Origin of the sequence: Brevundimonas sp. UYEF29, assembly GCF_040546195.1 — a bacterium.
In the GTDB taxonomy this organism is placed as follows: domain Bacteria; phylum Pseudomonadota; class Alphaproteobacteria; order Caulobacterales; family Caulobacteraceae; genus Brevundimonas; species Brevundimonas huaxiensis.
The window spans coordinates 438,520-455,683 of the sequence record NZ_JBEPNH010000002.1 but is presented as its reverse complement, the minus strand read 5'-3'; the positions used below and the strand labels follow the sequence as shown (position 1 = coordinate 455,683).

The window sequence follows — 17,164 nt, the reverse complement described above, 5'->3', positions numbered from 1 at the left end:
ATTTACGCGCCTCACCATGACGCGCCCTGTTGAAAAACCTGTCCGCAAGGACGCCGCTCTGAACCGGGCGGCGGTGCTGGAGGCCGCGCGCGCGGTCTTCGCCGACCAAGGGCTGGATGCGCCGCTGGATCTGATCGCCGAGCGGGCTGGGGTGGGACGCGGCACCCTTTATCGGCACTTCTCCGACCGCACGGAACTGGCTCTGGCGGTGCTGGAAGCCGACGTCGCGGACCTGGGTCGGCGCACCGCCGAACAGGGCGATGATCCGCAGGCCTTCTTCTGGTTCCTGGACCGGCTGGCCGAGGACATGGTGCGCAATGCGGGACTGGCCGGCGTCGTGCGGAACGTGCGGTCGCCAGATGCGCTTACACCCTTGCGGCAGAGCTTGATGGAGGCGGGCGCCGCACCGCTGAAGCGGGCCCAGGCCGCCGGCTTGGTGAGGGAGGACCTGCGGCCGATGGACATCCGTCTGATCGCCACCCTGCTGGGCGCCGGTTTTCAGGGCGCGGACGAAGCGGAGCGTCAGGCCGTGTCGCTGCGCACCCGCGCGCTTGTTCTTGACGGCCTGAGACCGCGCGGAGGGGCGCGCTGATGGCCCGCAACAACTGGCACCTGCCCTGGGAACAGTATATCGAGACGCTGAAGCCGCACGAGCGGCCGATGATGCCCGGCTCGCCCGCCACGCCCGATCACTCCTGGCCGATGCGAATCCAGTACGCCCTGACCGGCCTGCTGGTCGCCATGGTCGGATCGCTCGGCAACGCCGCCGTCACCGCCAATATCCAAAACCTGCAAGGTTCGCTGGGGATCACGATCACCGAGGCCGCCTGGCTGCCGGTCGTCTTCGTCATGACCAACGCCTGCATGAACCTGATCCTGGTCAAGTTCCGGATGCAGTACGGCCTGCGCCTGTTCACCCAGATCTTCTTGGGCGCCTTCGTGCTCGTCTGCGCGGCCCACCTGTTCGTGGACAACTATCAATCGACCCTGCTGGTGCGGGCCATCGCCGGCATGGCGGGCGCAGGCCTTTCCAGCCTGGGCTTCCTCTACATCATCCAGGCCTTTCCGGCGGCGCATCGGCTGAAGGGGCTGATCATCGGCATCGGCCTAGCCAGTTTCGCCGTGCCGATTTCGCGCCTCGTCATGCCCGGCCTGTTGCAGCTGGGCGACTGGCGCGCCTTCTATCTGTTCGAGCTGGGCCTGTGCCTGGTCGCCTGGGGCGCGGTGCAGGTGGTCAAGCTGCCGCCGTCCGAGCGGCTGCGGGTGTTCGACCGGCTGGACTTTTTGACCTTCGCCCTGTTTGCGCCAGGTGTGGCCCTGCTTTGTGCGGCTCTGGGTCTGGGGCGGATCGTCTGGTGGACGCAGGCCGCCTGGATCGGTTGGGCCCTGATCGGGTCCGTCATCCTGCTGACCGCCGCCTTCCTGGTCGAGCACAATCGCAAGAACCCGCTGATCAACACCCGCTGGCTGACAGGGCCCGACCTGCTGCGCCTGTTCGGGGCGATCCTGCTGATCCGCATCGTGCTGTCGGAACAGACCTCCGGCGCGGTGGGCTTCCTGACCGTCGTCGGCTTGGGACCGGATCAGCTTCACGGCCTGTTCGTCGTCATCCTGCTGTCGATGATCGCCGGCACCCTGGTCAGCGCCTTCACCCTGAACATGGAGAAGCTGAACAAGCCGATCGCCATCGCCCTGGCGCTGATCGCGGTCGGCGCCTGGATCGACAGTCATTCGACCGTGCTGACGCGCCCGGCGCAGCTGTATTTCAGCCAAGCCCTGATCGCCTTCGCCTCGGCCATGTTCATCGGCCCGGCGCTGATGATCGGCATCGTCAAGGTGCTGACCCAGGGCAAGCAGAACCTGATCAGCTTCATCGTCATGTTCAGCGTGCTTCAGAACGTCGGCGGTCTGGCGGGATCGGCTTTGACGGGGACGCTTCAGATCATCCGCGAGAAATACCATTCCAACCAGCTGGCGGCCGGGATTTCGGCGCTGGACCCGCAGGTCGCCTTGCGGCTGCGTCAGCTGTCGGGCGCCTATGCCTCGACGATAACGGACCCCGCGCTGGCGAACGCCGAAGGCGCCGTGCTGCTGGGTCGCCAGGTGACGCAGCAGGCCAATGTGCTGGCCTACAACGACGTCTTTCTGGTCATCGCCGTGATCGCGGCCCTGGGCTCCGCCTGGGTGACCGTCACCCACCTGCGGCCGCGCTGGAAGGCGCGCCGCGACGCCAAGAACAACAACAATGCAGACGCTGCGGTCCAAAGCGCCGCCGTCGCCGCCGCCGACTGAACCGAGACCCACAATGACCGACGCCGCCCCGCCCGCCCCCGCCTCTTCCGCCCCTGCCGCCCCGCAGGCGCCCGCCGCCGCTCCGCCCGCGCCTGCGCCGAAGAAGAACGTCATGTGGACTGTCATCGCCGCCGGGGTCGCCCTGCTGGGGGTGCTGATGGTGCTGTACGCCTGGCAGTTGCCGCCCTTCCGGGGCGCGATCCAGCGCACGGACAACGCCTATGTGCGCGGCCAGGTGACGATCATCAGCCCGCAGGTGAACGGCTATGTCGTTCAGGTGCCGGTCCAGGACTTCCAGACCGTCCAACAGGGGCAGCTGCTGGCCCAGGTGGACGACCGCATCTATCGCCAGCGGCTGGAGCAGGCGGAGGCCAGCCTGCATTCGGCCCAGGCGGCCCTGTCCAACTCGACCCAAACCCAGGCGTCGGCACGCGGATCGGTGGCTCAGCAGCGCGCCTCCATCGCCGCCGCCGAAGCCACGCTGACGCGGGCCCAGGCTGACGCCAACCGCGCCCGCACCCTGAAGGCCGGCGGCTGGGTCGCCCAGGCCAATGTGGACGTCGCCGAAGCCGCCCTGCGCAGCGCCCAGGCCCAGGTCGCCCAGGCCCGCGCCGCCGAGGGCATCGCTCAGACCGGCGTCACCTCCGCCGTCGTCGGCCGCGACAGCCTGGCCGCCGCCGTCGAGAACGCCCAGGCCGCCGTGCGCCTGGCCCAGATCGATCTGGCCAACACCCGCATCGTCGCCCCCCGCGCCGGTCGTCTGGGCGAGATCGGCGTACGCCAGGGCCAGTATGTAACCGCGGGAACCCAGCTGATGGGTCTGGTGCCGGACGTGGTCTGGGTCACGGCCAATATGAAGGAGACGCAGATGAAGAACATCCGCGTCGGCCAGCCGGTCGAGATCACCGTCGACGCCTTGGGCGGCCAGACCCTGCGCGGCCATGTCGAACGCATCGCCCCCGCCGCCGGATCGGAGTTCAGCGTCATTCGTCCCGACAACGCCACCGGCAACTTCACCAAGGTGGCCCAGCGCATCCCGGTCCGCATCCGCATCGACCCGAACCAGCCCGCCGCCGAGCGTCTGGCGCCGGGCATGTCGGTGGTGGCGAAGGTGAATACGGCCGGCTGACGGAACGCGCCGCTCTCCATCGCGCTACCTCTCCCAGCAACGGAGAGCACCATGGACCGCGAACAGACCAAGGGTCGTGAAGAGAACGGCGCCGATCCGGCCGGGAAGCCGGACGCCCTGACCTCCGACAAGGCGACGAAGGCGGTCGGTCAGGCCGAGCGCCAAAGCGCGGGACCGGACGGTCCGGACGCCGCCGAGATCGGCGACACGTTCAAGCGCAAGCCCTGACGCCGGATCAGGCCGATCGCGGCGACAGGCTGGCGGCGAGCAGATGCACGTCGTGCGCCCGCATACGCTCGAAGTTCCCCAGCCCGAGGGCCAAGGCGCGCATAATCTCGGTCTGGCGCGTATGTTCGGGATGGGCGGGCAAGGACGGCTCCGCCCGCGCCAGCTCCGCATCCAGTTCGGCCATCATATGGGCCAGGATTCCGTCGTTCATCTGATCCTCCATCACGCCGCCGACCGCCGCAAGCGGTTAGAGCATGAATAGAACAAATCAGGAACACGCTGGCCCGAGAAGGCTGTGGATGGTGCGGTCGGACTGCAATATGCGTCCGGCTGACCCTGACGTTTAATCCACCTTAACCACAAGGATTCACCATAGCGGTCTCACTGTTGCGGGGCCGCGTTCCATGTCCGAGCTTAAGACCGACGTCATTCACCGTGGCGACTGCATCGAGGTGCTGAAGAGCCTGCCCGACGCCTCGGTGGACATGGTCTTCGCCGATCCGCCCTATAATCTGCAGCTGGGCGGCGACCTGCTGCGGCCCGACAACTCCAAGGTCGATGCGGTCGATGACGACTGGGACAAGTTCGCCAGCTTCGCCGAATACGACGCCTTCACCCGCGCTTGGCTGGCGGAATGCCGCCGCGTCCTGAAGCCGGAAGGCTCGATCTGGGTGATCGGCAGCTATCACAACGTCTTTCGCCTGGGATCGGCGATCCAGGATCTGGGCTTCTGGGTGCTGAACGACATCATCTGGCGCAAGTCCAACCCGATGCCGAACTTCAAGGGCACCCGGTTCACCAACGCCCATGAGACCCTGATCTGGGCCGCCAAGTCGCGGGATCAGAAGCGCTACACCTTCAACTATGATGCGCTGAAGGCCTTCAACGAAGACACCCAGATGCGCTCCGACTGGACCTTCGCCCTGTGCACGGGTGAGGAGCGGATCAAGGACGCCGACGGCAAGAAGGCCCATCCGACCCAGAAGCCCGAAGCCCTGCTGCACCGCGTCCTGCTGTCGGCGACCCGGCCCGGCGACGTGATCCTGGATCCCTTCTTCGGCACCGGCACCACCGGCGCCGCCGCCAAACGCCTGGGCCGCCACTACATCGGTATCGAGCGTGACGAGACCTATGCTGAGGTCGCCGAAACCCGCATCGCCTCGGTCATCCCTGCCCGCCCCGAAGATCTGATGGTCACAGGCTCCAAGCGCGCCGAGCCCAAGGTGCCGTTCGGCGCCCTGGTCGAGGCCGGCCTGCTGCAACCCGGCGACCGCCTGTACTGCCCCAAGGGCGAGCGCGAGGCGCGGGTTCGCGCGGACGGTTCGCTGGTTCACGGCTCGCTCAGCGGCTCGATCCACAAGCTGGGCGCGCTGCTGGAGAATGCGCCGGCCTGCAACGGCTGGACCTACTGGCGCTTCAAGACCGACCAGGGGCTGAAATCTATCGACGCCCTGCGCTCGGAGGTTCGCGCCGCGATGTGAGCCGCTGCGACCGCGCGTCGCATGAGCCACATCAATCACTTAACTAGCAATCCGTCGCCACTACGTACGATTTCGCACACTCGATATGGGTCAGTGTCGCTGTAACCCCACGAAACCTATGTGAAAATTCATTAGGCGCGACGGAACTTCGCAGTTGCGAGACCATTAATGTCAACGGCCCGCCAGGATGCGGTGTCGGAGCACATCACCATGAAAATCGCGCAGATCACCCCGCTGTATGAGGCCGTGCCTCCCAAGCTGTACGGCGGCACGGAACGTGTGGTGGCGCATCTGACCGACGCCCTGGTCGATCTGGGCCACGACGTGACCCTGTTCGCCAGCGCCGACGCCCAGACCAAGGCCCGCCTGGTGCCCGTGCGCGACCAGGCGATCCGTCTGGATCCGGCGCCGTTGAAATCCGACCTCGCCGCCCACCTGTCGATGCTGGGCGAAGTTCTGGACCGCGCCGACGAGTTCGACGTCATCCACTTCCACACCGACATGGTCCACTTCCCGCTGTTCCAGAAATATGCGGACAAGACTTTGACGACCCTGCACGGCCGTCTGGATATGAAGGACCTGCCCGGCGTCTATGCGCGCTGGAGCGAATTCGGCCTGGTCTCCATCTCCGACGATCAGCGCAAGCCGCTGCATTTCGCCAACTGGAAGGCCACCGTCCATCACGGCATGCCGGGCGAACAGTACATCTTCTCGCCGAAGTCCGAGGGCTATCTAGCCTTCCTGGGTCGCATCTCGCCCGAGAAACGCCCCGACCGCGCCATCGAGATCGCCACCAAACTGGGCAAGCGCCTGAAGATGGCCGCCAAGGTGGACGCCGCCGACAAACGCTATTGGGAGGAGACGATCCGCCCGCTGGTCGAGGGCAATCCGCTGATCGAATTCATCGGCGAGATCGGCGACCATCAGAAGTCCGCCTTCCTCGGCGGCGCCGATGCTCTGCTCTTCCCCATCGACTGGCCGGAGCCCTTCGGACTGGTGATGATCGAGGCCATGGCCTGCGGCACCCCCGTGATCGCCTTCCGCTGCGGTTCGACGCCGGAGGTGATCGAGGACGGCGCCACGGGCTTCCTGGTCGACACGATGGAACAGGCGATCGCCGCCGCCGGGCGCGCGCATCTGCTGGATCGGGAGGCCATCCGCGCGCGCTTCGATCTGCGGTTTTCCGCCACCGCCATGGCGCGTCGTTACTTGGACGTCTACGGCGACCTGTTGGCGCGCCGTCCGTTCGCAGAGGCTGCGCTGGATGACGTGGTCACGCCGCTTCGTCCGCGTGAAGAGCGCAGCTTCGCCGCCACCGCCTGAAATCAACTCGGTCGGGACGCCGTTGCAATCCTGAATTTGTAACGGCGTTCACCCAAAAGTTAAGCTTATCCATTACGGTCGTCCCAAATCGGGGCGACCACCATGCAATGGACAGCGATGAGGCGGCGGCTGGCGCATCTGCGCCGGAATACCGCGGGCAACATCGCGACCTTTTTCGCCCTGTCCGCCATGGGCCTGGCACTGATGGTCGGCCTGGCTATCGACATCAATCGCTATGTCTCGGTCAGGAACCAGGTCCAGGAAGCGCTGGATGCAGCAGCGTTGGGCGCAGCGGCGTCCCGCGCCCAGACGGTCAAGGAGCTGGAAGCGGTCAGCGGTCCCTATCTGGAGGCCAATCTGAAGACCGGCCAACTGATCGACGGCTGGAAGACCGGCACCCAATATGTCGATGGCAAGATCGTAAGGGTGACCTTCAAGGGCGGGGTCAAACCCATCTTTGCGGGTCTGGCCGGCGTCAAACAGTTCGACATCAACGCCCTGTCCGAGGCGACGCGCGGCGTGGCGCAGAAGATCGAGACCGTTCTGGTGCTCGATAACACCTGGTCCATGAGCGAAAAGGACAGCCGGTCGATCAAGCGGATCGATGCGCTGAAGACCTCGGCCAGTTTGCTGGTCAACGAGTTGATGGCGACCGAAAGCGACGAGGTCTCGATCGGCGTCGTGCCCTATGCGGATTACGTCAATGTCGGGATTGCCAATCGCAAGGCCCCGTGGATTTCCGTGCCCGACGACTATGTTCAGGAGCGCACCTGCACGACCAAGACGACCTATAGCGGCGGCACCCCCTACCCTTGCACCACCGTGCGTGACGGCGTCAGCGAGACCGGCACCTGCTACAAGGATCAGGTGGTCAAGACGGTCACCGTCCCGCCCTATGCTTGCAACGTCAGCTACAAGTGGTTCGGCTGCGTTTATTCGCGAAACGTCGGCACGACGCGGCTGAACGACCAGTCGCCGGCGACGCCCTACAAGGGTTTCCTGACGACAGGCCAGAGTTGCCTGAATGCGGTCAGCCCCCTGTCCAAGAGCAAATCCAGCGTCCTGAACGCGATCAAAAACCTTGTCATCAATGTCGGCGGCTACAAGCCCGAGACGCACATTCCATCCGGCCTGATCTGGGGCATCAATCTGCTGTCGCCCACCGCGCCGTTCCAGGAAGCCGGGGCCTACGATCCCGCAAACCGCACGCCGCGCAAAATACTGGTGCTTATGACCGACGGTGTGAACACCCTGCGTTACCGCTCGTCGGACGGCGCGCACGTCGCCACGAACAAAGCCAATGAGCTGGCGGCGACGGATGCCGATTTCGGTTCGATTTGCACCTATGCCAAGTCGAACAAGATCGAGGTCTTCACCGTCGGCCTGAACGTGCCCACGCAGAACGGGCGCAATCTGCTGAGGAGCTGCGCCAGCGATTCCGACCATGCCTTCCTGGCCGAAGACAGCGCCGCCTTGGAAGCCGCCTTCCGCGACATCGCGCGGTCCATCGGGGTCGTACGGTTGATCAAATGAAGGTCGCCCGGTCTCTGTCGATGAAAAAGCACAGGTTCGCCTGAACCCGTCGGCGACTTGCCCATTAAAGTCTGTAAGCGGCCCCTGAGCGCCGCATTCGGGTGCGACACGTTCGGCCAAGGCCTCACAACGACGGGGAAGAGACCGCATGGACGACGCCTATTCCACTCAACTGACCGCCGGTGAATCGGTCGAGGCCACGGGTCTCGAACAGCTGATGGCGCTGAAGGAAGGCGATACCTTCCTGGTCGCCGACGGATGGGGCGACATGAAGGGCGGCGCCGACGGCCTGTTCGCGGGCGACACCCGCGTCCTGTCGCGCTGGGCCATGACGGTGGGTCTGCTGAAGCCGTCGCGTCTGTCGTCCGGCGTCAGCCAGGACAACGTCTTCTTCTCCTGCCACACCACCAATCGTCCCCTGCCCCCGATGGGCGGCCGGTCGGCGCCGGCCGGTGTCCTGCATATCGAGCGCCGGCGGTTTCTGTGGAACCGGCGGATGTTCGAGCGCATCCGCATGGTCAACCACGGGGTGGAGGACATCCTGCTGCCGCTGGCCTTCGATTTCGGCGCGGACTTCTTCGATATCTTCCAGGTGCGCGGCACGCCGCGAGCCAAGCGCGGGACCATCCACACGCCGACCACCGACGGGCGTCGCGTCACCTTCCGCTACACCGGTCTGGACGACGTGGACCGGTCCAGCTGCATCGCCTTTTCCGAACCGCCCGCCCGCCTGACGCATCAGCGCGCCGAGTTCATGTTCAGCCTGCCCAAGGGCCGCTCGCTGGACCTGTTCATCGAATGCGGCGTGGACGCCTGCGAGACGCCGGACGCCGACCGTTGGCGCCAGAACGCCATCCAGGCCCGCCTGGCCATGCGCGCCAAACGCCGGCGCGGCGCCTCGGTGCGCGGCCCGCGCAGTCCGCGCTTCAACGACTGGCTGGACCAGTCACGCGCCGACATGGCGCTGTTGACGACCGACCTGCCGACCGGACCCTATCCCTATGCAGGCACGCCGTGGTTCTCGACCCCGTTCGGCCGCGACGGCATCATTTCGGCCTGGCAGATGCTCTGGCTGGATCCGTCGCTGGCCAAGGGCGTGCTGACCTATCTGGCCTCGCGCCAGGCGACGGAGACCTCGCTCTATCGGGACAGCCAGCCCGGCAAGATCATGCACGAGACCCGCGGCGGCGAGATGAGCGCCCTGCATGAGGTGCCGTTCGGTCTCTACTATGGCGGGGTCGACACCACCTGTCTGTTCGTGGCCCTGGCCGGCGCCTACGCGAACCGCACCGGCGATCTCGATCTGATCCGCACGCTCTGGCCCAATCTGATCGCGGCCGCCGACTGGATGCGCGACTATGGCGACAGCAACAATGACGGCCTGATCGACTATCAGCGCGGCGCGGACACCGGCCTGTCCAACCAGGGCTGGAAGGATTCCGAGGATTCCATCTTCCACGCCGACGGTCGCTTCCCCAAGGGTCCGATCGCGCTTCTGGAGGTTCAGGGCTACGCCTTCGCCGCCTGGAAGGCGCTGGGCGATCTGGGCGAGCGCCTGCACGACGACCGCACGACCGAATGGCGGATGCGCGCCGAACAGGTCCGCTCCCTGGTCGAGGAAAAGTTCTGGATGGAGGATGAGGGCTTCTATGCCGTGGCCCTCGACGGCGACGGCCAGCAATGTCGCGCCATCGCCTCCAACGCCGGCCATCTGCTGTTCACCGGCCTGCCGTCGCTGGAACGTGCGCGACGCGTCACCAACCGCCTGCTGACCGCCGAGTTCCGCACCGGCTGGGGTATCCGCACCCTGGAGGTCGGACAGGCTCGCTTCAATCCGATGAGCTATCACAACGGCTCGGTCTGGCCGCACGATACCGCCATGGCCGCCGCCGGCATGGCCGCCTATGGCGAGCGCGATGCGGTCGCGGAAATCCTGGCCGAGATCTACGCGGCGGCGGCCCACTTCCATCTGCGGCTGCCCGAACTGTTCTGCGGCTTCCCGCGTGAGCCGGGCGAGCCGCCGATCGCCTATCCGGTCGCTTGCCTGCCCCAGGCCTGGGCGGCGGGATCGGTCTTCCTGATGCTTCAGGCGACCCTGGGCCTGTCGATCGACGCCTGGACCGAGACGGTCGATCTGGCCGATCCCGTCCTGCCGGCCGGTCTGGATCGTCTGAAGATCACCGGCCTGGAAGTCGGCGGCGCCGTCGTGGATCTGAACATCCAGCACGCCGACGGTCGCGCGGTGGTCATCCCGCATCACAAGCGGGGCAAGGTTTCGATCCGCACGTTGCGATAGGGTTCAGCCGAACAGATCAGGCGCGCTCGCCCGGTCCAGCGCCTTGGCGAAGACCGTCGGCAGGGCGGCCCGCGCCGCCTCAATCGGCATCCAGCGATAGAGGCCGTCCGCATCGACGCGCGCGGTCATCACCGTCAGCGTCAGGCTGAAGTGGGTGAAGACGTGCTCCACCGCCCCCGCCTCGCGCCAGTCGGCCTCGACGGGCGCTGCGGGAGCGGGCTCACCTGTGGTCCAGTCGCTGGTCGGCAGGCCCAGCATTCCGCCCAGCAGCCCTTTCTTGGGTCGCGTCTCGACCGCAACGCGCCCCTGATCGTCGATCGGCACATAGGCAATGCCGCGCCGATAGGGCCGTTCCGCCTTCTTCGCCTTCATCGGAAACCGGGCCGGATCGCCCGTGGCCAAGCCGAGGCATTCGCTGGCCACGGGACAGGTCCCGCACGACGGCGACTTGGGCCGGCACACCGTAGCGCCCAGGTCCATCAACGCCTGCGCCCAATCGCCCGGCCGCTCGTCGGTGACAAACAGCCCCGCCAACCGCCTCAGTTCGGGCCTCTCGGCGGGGACCGGCGTCTCGACCGCGAACAGCCGCGCCATGACCCGCTCGACATTGCCGTCCACGACATTGGCCGCGCGGTCGAAGGCGATGGCCGCGACGGCGGCGGCCGTATAGGCGCCCACGCCCGGCAGCGCCAGCAGCGCCGCCTCGGTATCCGGAAACACGCCGCCATGCTCGCCCGCCACCGCCCGCGCGCAGGCCAGCAGATTGCGGGCGCGCGCATAGTAGCCCAGCCCCGCCCAGGCCCCCATAACCTCTGCATCCTCGGCCGCCGCCAGGTCCGAGACCGTCGGCCAGCGCGTGGTGAAGGCGTGGAAATACGGCGTCGCATGCGGCACGGTCGTCTGCTGAAGCATGACCTCCGACAGCCAGACACGGTACGGCTCGGTCCGCGGCGCGCCGACGGCGGCTCGCCACGGCAGGCTGCGCGCATGGGCGTCGTACCAGGCCAGCAGCCGGGAGCGGATCAGGTCTATGTCGGGAGAGACGTCAGGCATCGGTCGGGCTATATAGACCCATGCGCCGCACGCTGCCCACAGACGCCGAGGTCCGCGAGATCCTGTCTCGCCGCCGCACCCGTCCGGTCCCCCGACCGGCGCCGCGCGCGGGCAAGGCGCTGACGCCCCTGATCAAGAAGCTGGACGAGCAGTTCGGACGCGGGGCCGGCGCGCTGGAGCCTCGCTGGCGCGAGATCGTCGGCGATCGCCTGGCCCGCGTCACCCGTCCGCAGAAACTGACCAAGGGGAAGGGCGGTTCGCCCGGCGTACTGGAACTGCGCGTCGCCGGCGCCGCCGCCCTGCTGATCCAGCACCAGTCCGAGGACATCTTGGCCCGCGTCAACCTGTTCCTGGGCGCCGGGACGGTGGATCGGCTGCGCATCGCCCAGGGTCCGGTCGCCCCTTTAAAGGAGGCCGCCGCCCGTCCCAAACGCAGCGCCAAGCCGCCGCCGCTCCCCGCCCAGACCGAGGCCGACCTCGCCGCCTCCATCGCCGCAGCCCCCGACGATCTACGCGCCGCCCTGGCGCGCCTCGGCCGCGTCGCCCTGTCGCGCTCCGACATCGACAGCGACTGACCCCTGCGCCTCGGTTGGCAGGCCTTGTCGCCTGCTGTAGGTAGGACGGGAAAGATTAGAACTCCGCACGGCATATCCCGGTCGCGCGCCTGGATTCCGAGCCCGATGAAGCAACAAGACGACTGGCGACTTACCGATCTTGTCGAACACGAGATCGGTCGCGGCGACCCGTTCGCCGCCGCCGTGCGCGGCACACGCATGCCAATGGTCATCACCAATCCGCGCTGCCCGACAATCCGATCGTCTTCGTCAACAAGGCCTTCCAGGATCTGACCGGCTATGAGCGCGATGAGATCGTCGGCCAGAACTGCCGTTTCCTGCAGGGACCCAAGTCCGACAAGGCGGCCGTGGCCAAGATCCGCGAGGCGATCGAGGCCGGCGAAGACATCCACATCGATCTGCTGAATTATCGCAAGGACGGCAGCACCTTCTGGAACGCCCTGTTCATCAGCCCCGTGCGTAACGCCGAGGGCGAGATCGAGTATTTCTTCGCCTCGCAACTGAACGTCACCGAACGCGTCGAGGCCCAGGTTCTGGTCGAAAAGCAAAAGGCCGTCGTCGAGCGCGAGGTCGCCGCCCGCACCGCCGACCTGCAGGAAGCCCTGACCGCAAAGACCCTGCTACTTCATGAGGTCGATCACCGGGTCAAGAACAACCTGACCATGATCGGCTCGCTGCTGCGGCTGCAATCGCGCTCCCTGTCCGATCCCGCCCTGACCGCAACCCTGGATTCCATGCTGGAGCGGGTGGACGCCCTGGCGACCGTTCACCGCAAGCTCTATCAGTCCGAGGACGTTACCCAGTTCGACGTCGGGGCCTTCACCAACACCCTGGTCGCCGATGTGATCGGATCGACCGGACGCAGCGACATCGAGGTCTCCGTCGATGTCGAGCCGATGTTCATCCCTTCAACCCACGCCTCGTCGATCGGCCTGATCATCAACGAACTGCTGACCAATGCGATCAAGCATGCCTTCGCCGACGATCGGGGCGGCCGATTGATCGTCTCGGCCAAGAAGACGGAACAAGGCGGCCAGGTCGTTGTTCAAGACGACGGCCCCGGCATTCCCGGCGCCGCGCATCAGGGATTGGGCAAGACCTTGATCGGTCGTCTTTCAAAGCAGATCGGCGGCAAGACGCTGTGGCTGCCGGCAGACCCCGGAACGCGCGCGGTCGTCGAATTTCCCGTGAGCGGCTAGGTGCGCGCGGCCGGGCCCCACTTCGACATCCTGGTCGTCGAGGACGAGGCCCTGCTTGTGATGGACCTCGAGGCGATGCTCGAGGACGAAGGCCACCGGCTGGTCGGCGAGGCCATGTCCCTGAGCGAGGTCGAGTCGCTGTCGCTCGACGCGCCGCCCGACATCGCCTTCGTCGACATCCAGCTGGCGGATAACTCCAGCGGTCTGGACGTGTGTCGCCTGATCAAGGACCGCTGGCCGTCCACCGCCGTGGTGTTCCTGACGGCCAACCCCAAGATGATCCCCGAGGACTTCCTGGGCGCGCATGGCGTGATCCCCAAGCCCTTCTCGCGGTCCGGCCTGCTTTCGGCGATGCGCTTCATCCAGCAGGGCCTAAGCGATCCGCCGCCGCGCCAGGACAGACCGCAAAGTTTCATCCCCGCACCCGCGATCGATCGGGCCTGGGCGCGCGGATAAGGCGCTGTTGACAAAACTTCGCCGCAAGTCTTTTTCAATCCGCAAATCGCTTTAGCCGCGATCAGGCCCCATGGTCCCAGGGCTTCGCCTGCGCAGGATTGTTGAAGCATGACCCACGAAATGCCCCTTGGCGACACGTCTGACGCTTATGACGACGACGACATCGCGTGGGCCGATCCTCAAATCAGGAAGGACTATGAGGCGGCTCTCGGTCGGCTGATCCTCGCGCACAATGACGTGGATCGGTTTTTGACCATGCTGATCGAATGCGTTCTAAAAGACCTTGGGGATCAGAAGGAGCTTGAGAAGCTGACGCAGGGGCTATTCGCCCGGAGGCTCGACAACCTGCGAATGTTACACGGGATCAGGCCCGAACTTCGCTTGGAAGGGATCGATTTTGACGAACTCGAAGAACTGAACCGGCTTCGCAACATCGTCGCTCACGGCCACTTCGAGCAGAACCCCTTCCAAGGGGACTACGAACTCATCTCGAACAACAAAACCCACAAAGATTTTTCCGTCGAACGGCTGGACGAGATCACAAAGCGGATCGACGCAGTCGGCGATCAGATCAAGCCGCAGGTCTATTTCTGGGACATGATTATCCACCTCCCCGAAGATGCCACGCCGGTAAATCCTGACGACCCCCGCCTAGCTTAGAAACGAGGGTTTCCTCCTCCCCAACTAAATATGGGGTGAGAAAGCCCAACGAAACATTCCGCCAAAAACTGGCGCGTCAACGCGCGCTTGAAGACGAGGCTCGCGCCCTTGGTGCCAGCCGTTACCAAAGCTCCCGCCCCCTTCCGTGGCGGTCCGAGCCATCCTCCACCAATAGCGAGGCGGACCTTCCGCCAGGACGCCAGCTTCTCAAGCTGACCGTCTCGACGCTGACCCGGGCCATCGAAGAGTTCGTGAGCCGTGTCGGCTCGGGCGGCGCCGGTCGTCACCTCGACGCCTTCGCGATCTTGTCGAACATCGGCGCAGAGGAGGCCGCCTACCTCACGGCCCGCGTCGTGCTGGACTGCTCCGCAAGGAAGATGCGCGCAACCGCCACGGCGAGTGCCGTCGCCAACGCCCTTATCGACCACATCGAACTGTCCGAACTCCGGCAGGTGCGCCGCGACGCCTTCAACGGACTGGTCAAAGCGAACCAAAAATCTCGATCCCACTCCGCAAAAAAACGGCGGGCGATCCGCAAGACAATGGCGGAGCATGGCGCCCATACCGAATACGATCTGAAGACACGGCTGCGGACCGGCTTCCACCTGATCAATCTGCTCTGCGATTCGACCGGCCTGTTCGTAATCGACGAGGACAACCAGCACGGCAAATGGGTCCGGACGACGGAGGCGGCGCGCCGCTGGCTCGAAGACCAGCATGCCCGGTGCGAACTCCTAGAGCCGATCCACTTGCCGATGATCATCCCGCCACGGCCTTGGTCATCGCCATTCAAAGGCGGATATCTGACGCGGTCGCCGGGCCAGCGTCTGGTGAAACAGTCGTATCGCCCCTACCACGACGACCTCGCCGCCCATGACATGCCTGCCGTCTATGCGGCGGTGAACGCGATTCAGAACACGGCATGGCGGATCAACCAGCCCGTCTTCGCGGTGATGAAGGAAATCTGGGACAACGGCGGCCAACTCGGCGGATTGCCCGCCCGCGATCCACGCCCGATCCCGGCGACGCCGGACGAATTCCACTACAACGAAGAGTCCAAGAAGCAGTGGAAACGCGAAGCCGCTGGCCTCCACGATCTGAACAACAAAGACCTGTCGAAGCGATTGGCGGTGAGCCAGCGCATCTGGGTGGCGGAAAAGTTCGCTGACGAAGATGCGATCTTCTTTCCGCATAGCCTGGACTTCAGGGGGCGCGTCTATCCGATCCCTGTCGGCGGTCCCCACCCGCAGGGCGACGACATCGCCAAGGCTCTTCTCGAATTCGCAGACGGCTACTCCATCGGCGATGCCGGAGCCGGTGCGCTGGCCGTCCATATCGCCGGTCTGTTCGGGATCGATAAGGTATCGACCGAAGAGCGGATGGACTGGTTCTGGGCCAACGAGCCTTTGATCCTCGACAGTGCGTCCAATCCTTTGGATGGCCAACGCTTCTGGGCCACTGCGGATAGCCCATTCATGGCTCTCGCGGCATGCATGGAATGGGAAGGCTACTGCCGCGACGGCGCCAGCCTGTGCAAGTCGGATGTATCCCAGCTAGGCGGCGCGCCGACTGACCCCCAACGCTTCGACGACCGCGCGCTTCGCGTGTCCGAACTCGATGCGACCACGGGCTCGTGGACGCTCCACTACATGCTGGACACCCAGCTATCGGACGCGGAGCGGTATCCGCTGAAGACCCGCGATTTGATCGTCTGGGATGTCGATCCGAAGCGTGCGCCGGTCGCGATGTCCTACGGATCGAGCGACGAACAGCAACTCGACTTCGTCAGTCCGGGATTCACGGGCGACCGTTTCTACGGGCCGATCCTGAAGAGCGTCAGCGAGCATTGGGCCGACTATACCGGCTCCGTCTTGCACGTGGACCCAGCAGGCTCCGGCTCGGACGAAACCGCATACGTCGTGACCAAGTATCTCGAAGGCCGCATCTATGTCCGGGCCTGGGGCGGCTTCCGCGACGGCACGAGCGAAGCGACGCTCGATGCGCTGGCTGAACTGGCCAAGGCCGAAGAGGTCCGAGAGGTCGTGATCGAAGATAACTTCGGCGACGGGCTCTACCGTCAGATGCTTCAGCCGTTCCTGCATCGCCGGTTCTCGACCCGCTGGCGGTGCGGCCTGTCCGGCATCAAGGTGACGAAGCAGAAGGAACTGCGGATCATTGGCGCGCTAGAGCCGACGCTGAAGCAGCACCGGTTGGTCATATCGAAGGACGTGATCAAGGCCCAACTCGGCCAGGGCGACTACAACGGCCTGTATCAGATGTGCCGGATGACCAGCGCACGTGGAGCCGTGAAGCACGACGACCGCATCGACGTGCTGGCGCAGGCCGTCGATCACTGGAAGGCCTTCATGAACGCCGACATCCTGAAGTCTGAAGCCAACGCTCAGGCCAAGGCGGCGCGTGAATTCGAGAAGAAGTTCTTCGCCAACACGCCTCTGGCGCGGATGTTCGACACTCGTCCGAAGCGGGGTCAGGGACGACGGCTGCGATAGGCCGGACAAAACATAAAATATTTTACGTTTCCGGCACGGCACTCACCGCACCAAAAAAACTTTTCACATTTTTCCTTGACAAATCAATGATTTATGGCACATTGGTTCTACAAGTCGCCCGAAACATGGAAGGAAAATCCTTGAACGCAGCCATCTTCGATCTGGAAAATGTTGTCATCCTCTCCGCCCGTTTGGCCAACGACAACCCGCTGCCAAGCGTTGAAATCCGGAACGGAGACTGCATCGACCTGATGCTGGAAATGGATGCAGATTCGGTAGACCTGATCGTCACTTCGCCTCCCTACCCCGATCATGACATGGCCTACGGGGACGGGTAGCGTCCGAGGAGCTGGTGTAATTTCAGTGCCGTCCACGGTGTGATCCTGGGTGGCCATCGAGGTGTATGGTCGAGGTGGAGTTTGCCGACTT

At 65.1% G+C, this 17,164-nt stretch carries 16 protein-coding genes; 14 read left to right on the top strand and 2 right to left on the bottom strand.

Annotated features, from left to right (window positions below; genetic code table 11):
• Nucleotides 1-16 precede the first annotated feature (16 nt).
• Genes ABIB58_RS05215 through ABIB58_RS05200 form a run of 4 tightly spaced genes read left to right on the top strand, consistent with a single transcriptional unit; the run spans nucleotide 17 to nucleotide 3,649 of the window.
• A complete protein-coding gene (locus ABIB58_RS05215; protein ID WP_354039447.1) occupies nucleotides 17-592 on the top strand; it encodes a TetR family transcriptional regulator in 576 nt (191 codons plus the stop codon).
• Nucleotides 592-2,292 (top strand): MFS transporter, encoded by a 1,701-nt coding sequence (locus ABIB58_RS05210; RefSeq protein ID WP_354039445.1) that lies wholly within the window; start codon nucleotides 592-594, stop codon nucleotides 2,290-2,292. Before ABIB58_RS05215 ends, ABIB58_RS05210 begins: the two co-directional genes overlap by 1 nt.
• Before the next feature lie 13 nt (nucleotides 2,293-2,305).
• A complete protein-coding gene (locus ABIB58_RS05205) occupies nucleotides 2,306-3,421 on the top strand; it encodes an HlyD family secretion protein (RefSeq protein ID WP_354039443.1) in 1,116 nt (371 codons plus the stop codon).
• Between the two features lie 51 nt (nucleotides 3,422-3,472).
• On the top strand, nucleotides 3,473-3,649 hold the full coding sequence (locus ABIB58_RS05200) for a hypothetical protein (RefSeq protein ID WP_017505124.1): 177 nt from the start codon (nucleotides 3,473-3,475) through the stop codon (nucleotides 3,647-3,649).
• 7 nt (nucleotides 3,650-3,656) lie between these two features.
• Here the strand turns inward: ABIB58_RS05200 and ABIB58_RS05195 are convergent, their stop codons facing one another.
• Nucleotides 3,657-3,860: a hypothetical protein gene (locus ABIB58_RS05195; RefSeq protein WP_228763748.1), complete on the bottom strand. Its 204-nt coding sequence runs from the start codon at nucleotides 3,858-3,860 to the stop codon at nucleotides 3,657-3,659.
• 193 nt (nucleotides 3,861-4,053) lie between these two features.
• On the opposite strand from ABIB58_RS05195, the gene ABIB58_RS05190 reads away from it, so the two are divergent.
• From ABIB58_RS05190 to ABIB58_RS05175, 4 genes are all read left to right on the top strand, one after another.
• Nucleotides 4,054-5,130, top strand: coding sequence for a site-specific DNA-methyltransferase (locus ABIB58_RS05190; protein ID WP_295206862.1), 1,077 nt, complete (start codon nucleotides 4,054-4,056; stop codon nucleotides 5,128-5,130).
• Nucleotides 5,131-5,340: 210 nt separating this feature from the next.
• Entirely contained in the window at nucleotides 5,341-6,453 is a 1,113-nt protein-coding gene (locus ABIB58_RS05185) for a glycosyltransferase family 4 protein (RefSeq protein WP_045809673.1), read from the top strand.
• 102 nt (nucleotides 6,454-6,555) lie between these two features.
• A complete protein-coding gene (locus ABIB58_RS05180) occupies nucleotides 6,556-7,986 on the top strand; it encodes a pilus assembly protein TadG-related protein (protein WP_354039440.1) in 1,431 nt (476 codons plus the stop codon).
• 148 nt (nucleotides 7,987-8,134) lie between these two features.
• On the top strand, nucleotides 8,135-10,282 hold the full coding sequence (locus ABIB58_RS05175; protein WP_354039438.1) for an amylo-alpha-1,6-glucosidase: 2,148 nt from the start codon (nucleotides 8,135-8,137) through the stop codon (nucleotides 10,280-10,282).
• Nucleotides 10,283-10,285: 3 nt separating this feature from the next.
• On the opposite strand, the gene mutY is transcribed toward ABIB58_RS05175, so the two are convergent.
• Nucleotides 10,286-11,335 carry an A/G-specific adenine glycosylase gene (mutY, locus tag ABIB58_RS05170; RefSeq protein ID WP_354039436.1) on the bottom strand — a complete coding sequence of 350 codons (1,050 nt, stop codon included), beginning with the start codon at nucleotides 11,333-11,335 and terminating at the stop codon, nucleotides 10,286-10,288.
• Between the two features lie 20 nt (nucleotides 11,336-11,355).
• Here mutY and ABIB58_RS05165 point away from each other — a divergent pair, with 20 nt between their 5' ends.
• The 6 genes from ABIB58_RS05165 (at nucleotide 11,356) to ABIB58_RS05140 (ending at nucleotide 17,073) form a co-directional block, all read left to right on the top strand.
• A complete protein-coding gene (locus ABIB58_RS05165; RefSeq protein ID WP_039246876.1) occupies nucleotides 11,356-11,910 on the top strand; it encodes a DUF721 domain-containing protein in 555 nt (184 codons plus the stop codon).
• A gap of 74 nt (nucleotides 11,911-11,984) precedes the next feature.
• Complete coding sequence (locus tag ABIB58_RS05160; RefSeq protein WP_354039563.1) at nucleotides 11,985-13,109, top strand: PAS domain-containing protein; 1,125 nt, start codon at nucleotides 11,985-11,987, stop codon at nucleotides 13,107-13,109.
• Complete coding sequence (locus tag ABIB58_RS05155) at nucleotides 13,110-13,565, top strand: response regulator (protein ID WP_045809660.1); 456 nt, start codon at nucleotides 13,110-13,112, stop codon at nucleotides 13,563-13,565.
• Between the two features lie 108 nt (nucleotides 13,566-13,673).
• Complete coding sequence (locus ABIB58_RS05150; RefSeq protein ID WP_045809659.1) at nucleotides 13,674-14,225, top strand: hypothetical protein; 552 nt, start codon at nucleotides 13,674-13,676, stop codon at nucleotides 14,223-14,225.
• A 251-nt stretch (nucleotides 14,226-14,476) separates the two neighbouring features.
• Nucleotides 14,477-16,735, top strand: coding sequence for a phage terminase large subunit (terL, locus tag ABIB58_RS05145; RefSeq protein WP_354039433.1), 2,259 nt, complete (start codon nucleotides 14,477-14,479; stop codon nucleotides 16,733-16,735).
• Between the two features lie 140 nt (nucleotides 16,736-16,875).
• On the top strand, nucleotides 16,876-17,073 hold the full coding sequence (locus tag ABIB58_RS05140) for a hypothetical protein (RefSeq protein WP_354039431.1): 198 nt from the start codon (nucleotides 16,876-16,878) through the stop codon (nucleotides 17,071-17,073).
• Nucleotides 17,074-17,164 lie beyond the last annotated feature (91 nt).

Bases quoted from the DNA above. Each gene is read 5' to 3' on its own strand.
- ABIB58_RS05215 (WP_354039447.1), top strand. From the start codon at position 17: ATGACGCGCCCTGTTGAAAAACCTGTCCGCAAGGACGCCGCTCTGAAC.
- ABIB58_RS05210 (WP_354039445.1), top strand. From the start codon at position 592: ATGGCCCGCAACAACTGGCACCTGCCCTGGGAACAGTATATCGAGACG.
- ABIB58_RS05205 (WP_354039443.1), top strand. From the start codon at position 2,306: ATGACCGACGCCGCCCCGCCCGCCCCCGCCTCTTCCGCCCCTGCCGCC.
- ABIB58_RS05200 (WP_017505124.1), top strand. From the start codon at position 3,473: ATGGACCGCGAACAGACCAAGGGTCGTGAAGAGAACGGCGCCGATCCG.
- ABIB58_RS05195 (WP_228763748.1), bottom strand. From the start codon at position 3,860: ATGAACGACGGAATCCTGGCCCATATGATGGCCGAACTGGATGCGGAG.
- ABIB58_RS05190 (WP_295206862.1), top strand. From the start codon at position 4,054: ATGTCCGAGCTTAAGACCGACGTCATTCACCGTGGCGACTGCATCGAG.
- ABIB58_RS05185 (WP_045809673.1), top strand. From the start codon at position 5,341: ATGAAAATCGCGCAGATCACCCCGCTGTATGAGGCCGTGCCTCCCAAG.
- ABIB58_RS05180 (WP_354039440.1), top strand. From the start codon at position 6,556: ATGCAATGGACAGCGATGAGGCGGCGGCTGGCGCATCTGCGCCGGAAT.
- ABIB58_RS05175 (WP_354039438.1), top strand. From the start codon at position 8,135: ATGGACGACGCCTATTCCACTCAACTGACCGCCGGTGAATCGGTCGAG.
- mutY (WP_354039436.1), bottom strand. From the start codon at position 11,335: ATGCCTGACGTCTCTCCCGACATAGACCTGATCCGCTCCCGGCTGCTG.
- ABIB58_RS05165 (WP_039246876.1), top strand. From the start codon at position 11,356: ATGCGCCGCACGCTGCCCACAGACGCCGAGGTCCGCGAGATCCTGTCT.
- ABIB58_RS05150 (WP_045809659.1), top strand. From the start codon at position 13,674: ATGACCCACGAAATGCCCCTTGGCGACACGTCTGACGCTTATGACGAC.